General features: G+C 74.9%; 13 protein-coding genes. 8 read left to right on the forward strand and 5 right to left on the reverse strand.

All coding sequences use genetic code 11. The features are described 5' to 3' along the window. Positions 1-84: 84 nt before the first annotated feature. Entirely contained in the window at positions 85-456 is a 372-nt protein-coding gene (locus GTW67_RS13370; RefSeq protein ID WP_161165031.1) for a hypothetical protein, read from the reverse strand. A 162-nt stretch (positions 457-618) separates the two neighbouring features. After that, a complete protein-coding gene (locus GTW67_RS13375) occupies positions 619-1,494 on the reverse strand; it encodes a hypothetical protein (protein WP_161165032.1) in 876 nt (291 codons plus the stop codon). 256 nt (positions 1,495-1,750) lie between these two features. On the opposite strand from GTW67_RS13375, the gene GTW67_RS13380 reads away from it, so the two are divergent. After that, on the forward strand, positions 1,751-3,829 hold the full coding sequence (locus GTW67_RS13380) for a SpoIIE family protein phosphatase (protein WP_161165033.1): 2,079 nt from the start codon (positions 1,751-1,753) through the stop codon (positions 3,827-3,829). Positions 3,830-3,835: 6 nt separating this feature from the next. Here the strand turns inward: GTW67_RS13380 and GTW67_RS13385 are convergent, their stop codons facing one another. Together GTW67_RS13385 and GTW67_RS13390 are read right to left on the reverse strand one after the other, a co-directional pair. Then, the gene (locus GTW67_RS13385) at positions 3,836-4,639 is read right to left on the reverse strand and encodes a putative protein N(5)-glutamine methyltransferase (RefSeq protein WP_161165034.1); all 804 of its coding nucleotides are present in this window, start codon (positions 4,637-4,639) and stop codon (positions 3,836-3,838) included. Between the two features lie 172 nt (positions 4,640-4,811). Continuing rightward, the gene (locus tag GTW67_RS13390; RefSeq protein ID WP_161165035.1) at positions 4,812-5,885 is read right to left on the reverse strand and encodes a YhgE/Pip domain-containing protein; all 1,074 of its coding nucleotides are present in this window, start codon (positions 5,883-5,885) and stop codon (positions 4,812-4,814) included. Between the two features lie 171 nt (positions 5,886-6,056). Here GTW67_RS13390 and GTW67_RS13395 point away from each other — a divergent pair, with 171 nt between their 5' ends. From GTW67_RS13395 to GTW67_RS13425, 7 genes are all read left to right on the forward strand, one after another. Then, on the forward strand, positions 6,057-6,464 hold the full coding sequence (locus tag GTW67_RS13395) for a MarR family winged helix-turn-helix transcriptional regulator (RefSeq protein ID WP_202437187.1): 408 nt from the start codon (positions 6,057-6,059) through the stop codon (positions 6,462-6,464). Between the two features lie 95 nt (positions 6,465-6,559). Continuing rightward, the gene (locus GTW67_RS13400) at positions 6,560-7,165 is read left to right on the forward strand and encodes a sulfite oxidase-like oxidoreductase (RefSeq protein WP_161165037.1); all 606 of its coding nucleotides are present in this window, start codon (positions 6,560-6,562) and stop codon (positions 7,163-7,165) included. Positions 7,166-7,217: 52 nt separating this feature from the next. Beyond that, positions 7,218-7,937 (forward strand): FAD-binding oxidoreductase, encoded by a 720-nt coding sequence (locus GTW67_RS13405; RefSeq protein ID WP_161165043.1) that lies wholly within the window; start codon positions 7,218-7,220, stop codon positions 7,935-7,937. Positions 7,938-8,188: 251 nt separating this feature from the next. Beyond that, positions 8,189-8,770 carry an Rv1733c family protein gene (locus GTW67_RS13410; RefSeq protein WP_161165038.1) on the forward strand — a complete coding sequence of 194 codons (582 nt, stop codon included), beginning with the start codon at positions 8,189-8,191 and terminating at the stop codon, positions 8,768-8,770. Positions 8,771-8,880: 110 nt separating this feature from the next. Next, positions 8,881-9,849 (forward strand): acetylxylan esterase, encoded by a 969-nt coding sequence (locus GTW67_RS13415; protein ID WP_161165039.1) that lies wholly within the window; start codon positions 8,881-8,883, stop codon positions 9,847-9,849. A gap of 114 nt (positions 9,850-9,963) precedes the next feature. Further along, positions 9,964-11,130, forward strand: coding sequence for a serine hydrolase domain-containing protein (locus tag GTW67_RS13420; RefSeq protein WP_161165040.1), 1,167 nt, complete (start codon positions 9,964-9,966; stop codon positions 11,128-11,130). 153 nt (positions 11,131-11,283) lie between these two features. Beyond that, positions 11,284-12,030, forward strand: coding sequence for a GntR family transcriptional regulator (locus GTW67_RS13425; RefSeq protein WP_161165041.1), 747 nt, complete (start codon positions 11,284-11,286; stop codon positions 12,028-12,030). A gap of 15 nt (positions 12,031-12,045) precedes the next feature. On the opposite strand, the gene GTW67_RS13430 is transcribed toward GTW67_RS13425, so the two are convergent. Then, entirely contained in the window at positions 12,046-12,780 is a 735-nt protein-coding gene (locus GTW67_RS13430; protein ID WP_161165042.1) for a class I SAM-dependent DNA methyltransferase, read from the reverse strand. Between the last annotated feature and the right edge of the window lie 47 nt (positions 12,781-12,827).

Below are 12,827 nucleotides of genomic sequence, written 5' to 3' on the forward strand. Positions count from 1 at the left end.
GGCGGGGCCCCGGCGGCCGACGACGGGGCCGGCGCGCGTGCCGGGCCCCGCCACGCGGGCGCGGCCCGGACGACGCGCCTTCCGTCAGCGGCTCTCCAGCCGTACGTGCAGTTCGCGTTCCTGGTCGCCGGAGGCCGTGCTCAGGTCGTGCACCGTGAACAGGGAGTCCAGGGTGGTGCGGAACCGTTCGATCGCCCAGTAGCCGCCCTGCACGTCGGCCTCCACGGACGCCTGGAGCCGGGCGGGGCCGCACTCGCCCTGGTGGGCGTCGGCCACGTCGAAGGTGCCGAGCCACACGGTCGGGCGCACCTCGTCGTACTCGCGGGTCACGTCGCCCGCGTGCCGGTCGGACGAGAAGCACGCGCACAGGGCGTCGAACACGGTGCGGGCGTCCTCCTTGTCGCATCCGCTCAGCTCCACCGAGACGGACTCCGGATGCAGTCGTTCGCCGTCCATCGTGATCGCTCCTCTCCTGGCCGCGGTGCGGTGCCGCGGGCCGCTCCACGGCGTGGACGTCCCACGGAGACCGCACCCATACCCCCAGAAAAGCACCACCTCGGGCGGAGCACTACCGGCACGGGACGGCGACCACCGGCCCGGGTCGTGCGCGGACGCGGCCTAGCCGCGGGTCAGGCGGTACGTCTTGCTGTCGGTGAGCACACAGAAGCCCGGGGAGACGACGATGACGCGCAGCGTGCCGGTACGGCGGTCGTAGTCGACGCCCTCCGCCTCGAAGCCGCCGGAGCAGGCGCTGCGCAGCGGCAGCTGCCGCAGGGCGGTGACGTGACCGGTGACGTCGGCGGTGCCGTTCGGCGGGGCGGAGAGGCCGATCCGCAGCAGCGGCTTGGTGAGTCCGAAGAGGGTGCCCTCCGGGTCGTCGGAGGAGCACAGGAGGGTGGTGGCGTCGAGGAAGTCGCAGCCCTGGACGTCGCGCACGGGGTGGTCCAGGCGGACGGTGGCCGCCTGCGGGAGGTTCGCCGAGGGCGAGGTGGCCGGGTTGACGCCGGGCGTCGGGAAGACCAGCAGCCGGTCCATGGTGCCCCACTCGCCGGACAGCATCCACTGGCCGTCCGGCGAGATCGCGGCCCAGGAGTTGTTCAGCGCCTCGCCCGCGCCCAGCGTGTGCACGTACTCCGACCAGCGGCCGTCCGGCGCCTGCACGCGGAACATCTTCGTGTTCCCGGCGTCGCGCTGGTACGGCTCGACGTAGTGCCCGTCGTAGGAGGCGTCGGGGTCGCCGACGTGGTTCCAGCCGCGGCCGCTGAGCCCGAGGGGGATGGTGCCGATGCCGGTGTAGCGGTTGGGACTGCCGGCCGGGACCTCGACGGACGCCAGCCCCTGGCTCTCGGTGAGCGGGTCGGCCCGGTCCGAGCCGACCTCGGTCCAGGTGTCGGCGGGCGCGGCGGCGCCGGCGGGCGGGGCGGCGAGGAAGAGGGCGAGGGCGGCGAGTCCGGTCAGGACCGCGTGACAACGTTGCCGGGCACGCAGGGGCATGGGTCGGCTCCTCGGTGGGGGGTGGTCGGGCGGCACGCACTCGGCGCACAGTCTGACCCGCCCCGCACGGTCATGTACAGACCAAAAACGCGACGCGTGGGCCCGTTCCGCGCGACGGTCGCGGCCGTGCGGGGAGATGCTGGAAGGGACGGCCGAGGCCTCGGAGAAACGGCCCAGTACGAGGTGGAACGCGGTAGAACAAAGGAGTCGGCATCAAGAGGACGTGCCGCGTGGAACGGCGAAGGCGGGGCGTGGGATGAGTGCAGCCGGGTCTGCCGGGTTCGAGGGTGCCGAGTCACCGCGCGGACCGGTGCGCCCCAGCGGCCTGCTCGACGTGCTGAACGTGGCCTCGGTCGTGCTGGACACCGAGGGCCGGATCGTGCTGTGGAGCCCGCAGGCCGAGGAGCTGTTCGGCTACTCCGCCCAGGAGGCGCTGGGCGAGTACGCCGCGCGGATCATGGTCCACGAGAAGCATCTCGACATGGTCGTGAAGCTGTTCGCCGACGTGATGAAGACCGGCCGCAGCTGGGCCGGCGCCTTCCCCATCCGCCGCAAGGACGGCGGCACCCGGCTGGTCGAGTTCCGCAACATGCGCCTGCTCGACGACCGGGGCGACGTCTACGCGCTCGGACTCGCCGTCGACCGGTCGACCGTGCGCCGGCTGGAGCACGACGTGGCGCTCTCCGCCCGGGTGATCACGCAGTCCCCGGTCGGGCTCGCCGTCCTGGACACGGAGCTGCGGTACGTGTCGGTCAACCCGGCGCTTGAGCGGCTCGACGGCGTCCCCGCCGAGGCCCACATCGGCCGCACGCTCCGGGAGGTGCTGCCGGGCATGGACACCGACGCGCTGGAGGGCGCGGCACGCCAGGTGCTGGAGACGGCGCGGCCCGTCGTCGACCTGTCGGCGACCGGACGGACGCCGGCCGACCCGGACGAGGACCACGCCTGGTCGGTCTCGCTGTACCGGCTGGAGGACGCGCTCGGCGCGGTGCTGGGCGTGGCCGTCTCGATCGTGGACGTGACCGAGCAGTACCGGGCGGGCGTCGAGGCGGAGGCCGCGCGGCGCCGGCTCGCCGCCGTGGCCGACGCCTCGGCCCGGATCGGCACCACGCTGGAGCTGGACCGCACGGCCCACGAACTGGCCGGCGTGGCGGTGCCGGGCCTCGCCGACATAGCGGCCGTGGACCTGCTGGAGGCCGTGGTCAAGGGCCGGCGCAGCACGCTGGGCCCCGCCGAGCCCGCCGTGATCCGGGCCCTGGCCGTCCAGGCGGACGACGCCCCCGAGGCGCTGCGGGCGGCCGATCCGCCGGGGCAGGTCGCCCGGTACGGGCCGGAGCGCCTGGTCACCGAGTGCGTGCGCACCGCCCGGCCTGTGATGGTGGCGCAGGTGACGGACGAGGACCTGACCCGCATCGCCCGCTCGCCCGAGGCCGCCGGGATGCTGCGCCGGGCCGGCGTGCACTCGTACCTGGCCGTCCCGCTGATCGCGCGCGGCGAGGTGCTCGGCGCGCTGGACCTGAAGCGGATCGGCAACCCGCTGCCGTTCGACGAGGACGACCTGCTGCTGGCCCGGGAGCTGGCCGCCCGCGCGGCGCTCCAGATCGACAACGCCCGCTGGTACCAGAACGCCCGCGACGCCGCGCTCACTTTGCAGCGCAGCATGCTGCCGAGCCACCCGCGGGTCACGGGCGGCCTGGAGGTCGCCTCCCGCTACCAGCCCGCGGAGGCCACCAGCGAGGTGGGCGGCGACTGGTTCGACGTCATCCCGCTGGACGGCTGCAAGACGGCGCTGGTCGTGGGCGACGTGATGGGCAGCGGCATCACGGCGGCGGCGTCGATGGGGCGGCTGCGGACCGCGACGAACACGCTGGCCGCCCTGGACCTGGATCCGGCGCTGCTGCTCGAACACCTCGACCGGACCACGGCCGGCCTGGACCAGGCCATCGCGACCTGTGTCTACGCCGTCCACGACCCGCACGCCCGGCAGTGCCGGATCGCCAACGCCGGACACCTGCCGCCGGTGCGGCTGCGCGCCGGCCGCCCTCCGGAGCTGCTGGACCTGCCCACCGGGGTGCCGCTCGGGGTGGGCGGCGTCGCCTTCTCCACCACCACCGTCGACCTGGAACCGGGCGACCGGCTGGTGTTCTACACCGACGGCCTCGTGGAGACGCGCCAGCAGCCGATCGACGAGCGGCTGGCCGCGCTCCTCGCCGTGCTGGAGGGCCCGGACCGTCCCCTGGAGGAGGTCTGCGACCTGTTGCTGCGCACGCTGCACGAGCCGCAGAACTCCGACGACGTGGCCCTGCTGATCGCCCGGGCCACGCCACCGGAGTAGGCCCGGCTACCGCCGGACGGCGACGACCACCTGGGCGTACAGCTCGTCGCTGACGGCGAGGCGGGTGGTCAGGCCGGCGCGGGTGAAGGCGTCGACGGCGGCCGGGGCCTGGCGTTCGCTCGTCTCGACCAGCACGCAGCCGCCGGGCGCGAGCCAGGCGGGCGCCTCGGCGGCGACCCGGCGCAGCACGTCTAGGCCGTCGGGTCCGCCGTCGAGGGCGGTCAGCGGCTCGTGGTCGCGGGCCTCGGCGGGCAGCAGGGCGACCTCGCCGCTGGGGACGTAGGGCACGTTGGCGGCGAGTATGCCGATCCGCCCGCGCAGCGCGCCGGGCAGCGCGTCGAAGAGGTCGCCGGTGTGCACCTGGCCGCCGGCGGCGGTGAGGTTGCCGCGGGCGCAGCGCACGGCGGCCGGGTCGACGTCGGCGGCATGCACCTCGGGCCGGTCGAGGGCTGCGGCGAGGGCCGCGCCGACGGCACCGGAGCCGCAGCACAGGTCCACGACGACGCGCGCGTGGGGCGCGTGGGCGAGGGCCTGGTCGACGAGGAACTCGGTACGGCGGCGGGGCACGAAGACGCCGGGGGCCACGGCGATGCGCAGTCCGTGGAACTCGGCCCAGCCGAGGACGAGTTCGAGGGGCAGGCCGGTGACGCGGCGGTCGACCAGCGCGGTGAGTTCGCCGGGGGTGCGGGCGGCGGCGAGGATCAGTTCCGCCTCGTCCTCGGCGAAGACGCAGCCGGCGGCGCGGAGGGCGGCCACGACGGAGTCACGGGAGGGGAAGGCGGAGGGGGACGCGGAGGGCAGGGAAGACATGGAGGCTGGGAGCCTTTCGAGAACCGAAGGGCGCTCTCCGGGTCACCGGGTTGCGGTGACCGCACTGCCGAGAGGAGAGAGCACCCGGGCCGACACAGCGGTAATGGGTCTCACCTCCCAGGTGTCCGGCGGCCGGGACAGTCCGCGGCCGCCGGTCACACTACCCCAGCGATCAGACGCCGACGGACTCCTCGGCCTCTTCCTCGGCCTCTTCTTCCGCCTCCTCGTCGGCGGCCGTCTCCGTCTTCTCCCCGTCCGGCCGCGCGTGCCTCGGGTGGGCCGGCGCGGGCGCGGTGGCCCGCTCGCGCAGGGCGGCGACGCCCGTGACCGCGAGGCCGAGCAGCAGCCAGGCGGCCAGGGTCCAGATGCTGCGGCCCAGTCCGTCGTCGCCGAAGTAGAGCAGGCTGCGGGCGCCCTCGACGAAGCCGGCGCCGTTCCAGAAGGCGTGCAGGGTGCCGAAGAAGCCGTTCTGGAGCTCGGGCCGGAACAGGCCGCCGGAGGTGGTGAAGTTCAGCATCACGAACAGCACCATCATGGTGAGCGTGGTCCACCGCTTGAGGAAGGTGTGCAGGCCGACGCCGATGAAGAGGATGCCCGCGGCGTAGAGCCAGGCCAGGCCCCACAGGCCGGCCAGGTCGTGGTGGGCGAGGTGGAACACGGGCCCGGCGAGCAGGGCGCCGATGCCGCTGACGACGACCGAGACGCCGGCGGTCAGCAGGGCGCGGATCCGCATCGGCAGGGCGGAGCCGGCGGCGCCGAGGGCGGCCACGGAGGCGTAGGAGCCGATGCTGACCGCGATCAGCAGGAAGAACAGTCCCTGTCCGGTGGGGTCGTCGTCGACCGGGGTGGCGACGTCGGTGACCTTCAGCGGGACGCCCTGGTGCTCGGCGAGCGGGGTGAAGACCTTCTCGGCGGCCATGGCGCCCATGTCGGACGCGGCGGTGGCCACGACGACCTCGGGTGCCTTGTCGCCGGACACGTAGGCGCCGGTGATCTCGCGGTGCCGGAGCAGGTCGACGGCCTCGGCGCGGGTGGGGACGGTCCGGACGTCGAGCGCGTCGCCGCCGGCGTCCTTGACCGTCTGGGCGAGCACCTTGGCCTCGGGGCCCGCGCCGACGACGGCGACGGGCAGGTGGTTCGGCTCGGGGCTGACGAAGGCCCCCATGTAGGCGAGCCCCATGCCGATGCACATCAGCAGCGGGGTGATCAGGTGCGTGAGCACATGGCGCAGGGCGTGCGACCTCATCGGCCCGCAACCTCCAGTGGTTGGCTTATACAACTCTCTCTTCAAGTTGTACTATACAACCAACACCCCGAGGGAGGATCCGTGACGGCAGCCGACAGCCCCCGTGAGACGACTGTCACCCCCGGCGTCCGGGAGGCGGCGGACACGGCCGTGGAGACCATCCAGCGGGAGATGACGGCCTTCGCCCGCCGGGCCCGCGCCTCGGCGGGACGCATGCACCCCGAGCTGTCGCTGGTGTCGTACACGCTGCTCGGGCATCTGGAGGAGCGGGACGGGTGCCGGGCGACCGACCTGGCCGCCCACTACGCCCTGGACAAGTCCACCGTGAGCCGGCAGGTGGGCGCGCTGGAGCGGGCCGAGCTGGTCGAGCGGCGCGTCGACCCCGACGACCACCGCGTCCAGGTGCTGCATCTCACCGACGCCGGCCGGCACATCCTGGCGCAGGTCACCGAGAGCCGCCGGACCGCCTTCCGGGAGCGGCTGGCGGACTGGCCCGAGGAGGACCTGACCCGCTTCGCCGCGTATCTGGAGCGGTACAACGCGTGGCAGGACGCCGAGTCCGACGGGGACCGGGACTGAGGCCGCGCCCGGAGGCACGTACCGTGGACCGCGTACGCACTGATCACGCCGACCGCGGGCAGCCCCCTCCCCCGTCGGCCGAAAGGCCCCTCCGCATGAACACCACCCGAGGCTTCACCGGGCGCGCGCGCTCCGGCCGGCCGGGACTTCCGCCCGGCCAGTACGACGCGCGCGACGACTGGCCCGTGCTGTCCGCCGAGGTCACCCCCGACCTGGCCCCCGACGACTGGTCCTTCCGCGTCGGCGGACTGGTGGCCCGCCCCCGCACCTGGGACCGGGCCGAGGCCGGCCGGCTGCCCGCCTCGGCGTACGCGGGCGACATCCACTGCGTGACCGGCTGGTCGAAGTTCGGGGTGCGGTTCTCGGGCGTGTCCCTCGACGCCTTCCTGGACGCGGCCGGACCGCTGGCGTCCGCCACGCACGCCGTCGCCTACTCGCACACCGGGTACACCGCGAACCTGCCGCTGGCGGACCTGACCGGCGGGCGCGCGTGGATCGCGTGGGAGTACGACGGGCGGCCGCTGGCCCCCGAGCACGGCGGTCCGGCGCGGCTGGTGGTGCCGCACCTGTACTTCTGGAAGAGCGTCAAGTGGATCGCGGGCCTGGAGCTCCTCGACCACGACCAGCCGGGCTTCTGGGAGCAGAACGGCTACCACGCGCGCGGCAATCCCTGGGAGGAGCAGCGGTACTCCGGTGACTGAGACGGCTTCGGCACACGGCGCACGTGCCTTCACTCCCCCGACGCGGTTCGCGGTGCCCGGGCGCATCGAGGTGGACGGCGGGGTGGCCGGGGCGTGGCGGACGGCCACGCTCACGGAGATCCGCCGCGAGACGCCCCGCGCGGCCACCTTCCGGCTGGCGGTGCCCGGCTGGGCGGGGCACGTGCCCGGCCAGCATCTGATGCTGCGGCTGACCGCGCCCGACGGGTACGTGGCCCAGCGGCACTACTCCCTGGCGTCCGCGCCCGACGACTCGGGGCACATCGAGCTGACCCTCGACCACGTGGCCGGCGGCGAGGTGTCCGGCTGGTTCCACACGGTGGCCAGGACCGGGGACCGGATCGAGGTGCGGGGGCCGCTCAGCGGCTTCTTCGCCTGGCCCGGCGACCGGCCCGCGCTGCTGCTCGGCGCCGGTTCCGGCGTGGTGCCCCTCATGTCGATGGTGCGCCACCACCGGGCGCGGGGGCTGTCGGTGCCGGTGCGGCTGCTGGTGTCGGCGCGCAGTCCGGAGGAGCTGATCTACGCGCGGGAGTTCGGCGCGGAGACGACGCCCGTGTTCACCCGGAGCGCCCCCGAGGGCACGCCGGTGGGCCGGCTGGCGGCCACGCACCTGGCGCCCCTGCTCGCCGACCCGCCCGCCGGGGGCTGGGAGGCGTACGTCTGCGGCTCGAACGCCTTCGCGGAGCACGCCTCACGGCTGCTGGTGGCGGCCGGCCAGCCGGTCGACCGGATCCGCATCGAGCGCTTCGGCTGAACCCCGCCGGGGCGGCGCCCGGGGGCGGGCCGGGCCGTGTTTCCGCGAACTCGGGAGGGGCACTTGGGCGGCGGCACGGCCGTCCGGCGACTCGGCGTGAGCGACGTGGTGGGCGGTGAGCAAGGCCCGCCGGACGGGTACCGGACCTGTGCGGGCACGCGCACGCGTGACGCGATGCGGAGACAGGGCGGCCCCGCCTCGTACGGCCGCCCGTCCGGTCCTCCGGTCGCGGTGGTCGCGAGGAGGTCGACATGCGAACCCGGGTGCGCGGCTGGCGCTGGCGGCGCAATCCGCTCAGGCGCCGGTCGGACGTCGTGGAGGCGTGGACCGCGCTGGTCGTCGCCGTCCTGCTGATCGTGGGCGCCCCGCTGCTGGGGGCCGTCGCAGCCGTGACCGCCCAGGGCCAGGCGCAGAAGGTCGCGGCGCAGCAGCGCGCCGAGCGCCACCGCGTGCAGGCCACGGTGGTCGACCGGACCCCCGCGAGCCTGTCGTCGGTGCAGACCGGCGGGCAGACGTACCAGGCGACCGTGCGCTGGACCACGCCGGGCGGTGACACACGGACCACCACGAGCCGGGTCCCGGCCGGTGCCCGGCCGGGCGACGTGATCGGCGTGTGGCTCGACACCCGCGGCCGGAGCGTGCCGCCGCCGGCCGGTGACGCCGCGGTCTGGGAGCACACCGTCACCGTCGGCGCGTTCACCACCCTGGGCGCCGCCCTCACGGTCCTGCTCGGGCACTGCGTCGTCCACCGCACGGCGCTGCGGCGGCGGATGGGCGAGTGGGAGCGCGACTGGGCACGCACGGAACCGCAGTGGACGCACCGCCGGGCCTGACGCGGACGGCTCCGCCCGCGCCCTCGCCCGTGCCCGTGCCCTCCCGCCGCTCACGTACGGTGTGATCATCTGTACGGTCCGGCCCCGTTTCCCCGCAAAGGCGGTTCTTGATGGCCCTGTTCGACCTTCCGCTCGACGAACTCCGTGCGCACCGCAGCGAGTCCGCCGAGCCCGAGGACTTCGACGCGTTCTGGAGCAAGACCCTCCAGGAGGCGCGCGAGCACGACCTCGACGCCCGTTTCGAGCCGGTGGACACGGGCCTGTCCACGGTGCGGGTGTACGACGTGACGTTCGCCGGGTTCGGCGGCCACCCGGTGAAGGGCTGGCTGATCCTGCCCGCCGCGGCCGAGGAGCCGCTGCCGCTGGTCGTGGAGTTCGTCGGGTACGGCGGCGGGCGCGGGCTGCCGCACGAGCACCTGCTGTGGGCGTCCACGGGCCGGGCGCACTTCGTGATGGACACCCGCGGCCAGGGCAGCGCCTGGGGCGGCGGTGGCGGGACCGCCGACCCGGTCGGCGGGACGCCCGCGTACCCGGGCTTCATGACCCGGGGCATCGACGCCCCGGAGAACTACTACTACCGGCGGGTCTTCACCGACGCGGTGCGCGCGGTCGAGGCGGCCCGCTCGCACCCGCTGACCGACGCGGCGCGCACGGTCGCCCTCGGCGCCAGCCAGGGCGGCGGCATCACGATCGCGGTCGGCGGCCTGGTGCCGGACCTCGTGGCCGTCGCGCCGGACGTGCCGTTCCTCTGCGACTTCCCGCGCGGCGTCACGCTCACCGACCGCCACCCGTACCGGGAGGTCGGCCTGTACCTGAAGACGCACCGCGGCCGCTCGCGGGACGCCCTGCGCACGCTGTCCTACTTCGACGGCGTGCACTTCGCGGCCCGCGGCCGGGCTCCCGCCCTGTTCTCGGCGGCGCTGGAGGACCAGACCTGCCCGCCGTCCACCGTCTTCGCGGCGTTCAACGCGTGGGCGCACGAGGACAAGGCGATCGAGGTGTACGACTTCAACGACCACGAGGGCGGCGGCCCCTTCCAGGAGGCCGCGCAGCTGCGCTGGCTGCGCTCCTACGCCTGACCCGGCGCCGGACCACCCGATCGGGGCACTTCCGCGCGGTCCGACCAGTCGGTACGTTCATCGGACCCGGGCCGTGACAGCGCGGCCCGGCACCCGGCGTACGACGGAGGGCCCATGGCAGAGCACGAGGCACCGGTGGACGGCCACTGCGACGCCCGCTTCGCGGCGGTGCGCACGGCGTTCGAGGAGAACTTCCGGGAGCGGGAGGAGCTGGGCGCCGCGGTGTCCGTCACCGTGGACGGCGCGACGGTGGTGGACCTGTGGGGCGGCTGGGCCGACGCGGCCCGCACCCGCCGGTGGGAGCGGGACACGCTGGTGAACCTGTGGTCGACGTCCAAGGGGCCGACCGCCCTGTGCGCGCACATCCTCGCCGACCGCGGGCTGCTCGACCTCGACGCGCCGGTGGCCGTCTACTGGCCCGAGTTCGCGGCGGCCGGCAAGGAGAAGGTGCTCGTACGGCATCTGCTGTCGCACCGCGCCGGCCTGTCCGGTCTGCGGGAACCCCACCCACTGGCCGCGCTGTACGACTGGGAGGCGACGACCGCCCGGCTGGCGGCCATGGAGCCCTGGTGGGAGCCGGGCACCCGGTCGGGCTATCACGCGATCACCTACGGGTACCTGGTCGGCGAGGTCGTGCGGCGCGTGTCGGGGCTGCTGCCCGGAGCGTTCCTGGAACGCGAGGTGACCGGGCCGCTCGGGATCGACTTCAGCATCGGACTGCCCGAGCGGGAGGCGGGCCGGGCGGCCGAGCTGGTGCATCCCCGTGCCGCGGACGGCAGCGCACAGGCCGCGGTCCTCGCCCAGTTGACGCCCCCGGCGCTCGCCGCGCTGGCCAATCCGGCGGTGGGCGTGGCGGAGGCCGGCACGGCGGCGTGGCGGGCCGCCGAGATCCCGGCGGCCAACGGGCACGGTACGGCGCGGGCGGTCGCCGCGCTGTACGGCGTCTTCGCCGGCCGGGGTTCGTACGGCGGGCACCGCGTACTGTCCCCGGAGGCCGCCGAGCGGGTGCGCGAGGGGCAGGGCGCCTGCCGCGACCTGGTCCTGGGCGCCGGTTTCGCCCACGAGACGGAGCTCGGGCTCGGCCTGTGGCTCAGCGGCCCGAACGGCTCCTACGGGCCCAATCCGCGGGCTTTCGGACACGACGGCTTCGGCGGATCGTCGGGCCTGGCGGACCCCGAGGCCGGCGTCTCGCTGGGCTACGCCATGAACCGCATGGGGCCGCACATCGCCGACGACCCGCGGAAAATGGCGCTGGTGGAGGCTTTGTACAGCGCTCTGTGAGCGTCCCGCGAGGGAGCGGAACGCGGCCCGCGCGGGCGGCCGGTTTCGGCCGAACCGGCGGGCCGCACTTCCCTGGTGGTTTAGACCAATGGTACTTCTGGTGGCGCACCGAGCCCGCGCGGCTACCGTACGTCACCCACAGGAGGGCGCGGCATGGCCCGCACCACCGAGCACGACGACCCCCTCACCCATGCGCCCGAACCCCTGTACTGGAGGGTCGCCGGCCGGCTGCTCGACGAGCTGCGGCGAGAGAGTGTCCCGCCGGGCGAGCGGCTGCCGGGCGAGCGACGGCTGGCCGAGCGGTTCGGGGTCAGCCGGGAGACGGTGCGTCAGGCCCTGGAGGTGCTGCGCCGGGACGGCCTGGTCGCCACCGACCGGCGCGGCAGTCACGTCACCCTGCCGGGGCCGCCCGCCGAGAGCGCGGCGTCCCTCGCCTTCCCGGTCGGCGCCCGGGCGGCCGAGCCGTGCACCGGCGACCGGGCCAGCGTCGTCTGGGAGGCACCGCCGCCGGAGCACGCCGCGGCGCTGGGGCTGGCGCCGGGCCGGCCGACCCTGGTGCACCGCTATGTGTCGGCGACCCCCGACGGCAGCGGCCGGCGGACGGCGGTGACCTCGTTCTCCGCGGTGGCACTGGCCGAGGTGGAGGAGCTGGCCCGGTACCGCGACCGCGCCGACGGCTCCGCCTCCGCCCAGCTCCGCCGGGCCTACGACTGGATGCGCAGGGCGGGGCTGGCCCTGCACCACCGCGACACGATCACCCGGCTCGCCGACACCCCGGCGGTCCGGGTCACCCGGCGGGTGCACGACCAGTACGCGCGCCCACTGGAGATCACTGACCTGGTGGTGGACTCCCAACGCGACGCGCTCGTCTACGAGTTCACGCTCCCGGCGGCGGGCTGACCGACCACCCGGCGCTCACGGCAGCCGCCGCGCCACGACCAGCCGGGCCCGCGGGCTGCCGTCGCTCCGCAGCCCGAAGCCGGGCAGGGGGTGCAGGTCTACCCGGAATCCGGTGCGGGCCAGCTCGCGGCCCACGTCGCCGAGGCGGAACGTCCGGTAGTACATGACGAACGGCGGCCTCCACAGCGCGTTGCGCACGCGCATCGCCGCGTCGAAGCCCAGCAGCGACCAGTACGCCCGGGAGCCGGGGCGGGGTGGGGCGCCGACGGGGAAGGCGAAGCAGCCGCCCGGGCGCAGCACGGAGCGCACCTGGGCGAACAGGCCCGGCAGTTCGCGGGGCAGGAAGTGCCCGAACGCCCCGAAGCTCACCACGAGGTCGAAGGCGGGCCCGAACGGCAGGGCGCGGGCGTCCGCGCGCACCCAGGAGACCTCGGCCGCCTCGGGCTCCTCGGGCACGGGGCGCTCGCGTGCCACCGCCAGCATGCCCGCGCTGAAGTCGACGCCGGTGACCCGTTCCCGGCACACCCGGGCGAGGACATCGGTGCCGGCGCCCGTGCCGCAGCACAGGTCGAGCCCGGCGCCGAAGGGCCCCATCGGCTCCAGCGCCGACGCCACGGCGTCCAGGACCCGGTCCGGCGTGCGGTACGGGGTGTGGTCGAACTTCGGGGCGAGCAGATCGTAGCCGCGCTCGACCGACGACAGCGCCTGGACGGTGAGTTCGCGCAGGGTGGGGCCTTCGGGGCTGAACATCCGGTCAGCCTAGGGCCTGCCGGGCCGGCTCCGCGGGAGCGCGCTGA

It is taken from the genome of Streptomyces sp. SID5910, assembly GCF_009862125.1.
Lineage (GTDB): Bacteria > Actinomycetota > Actinomycetes > Streptomycetales > Streptomycetaceae > Streptomyces.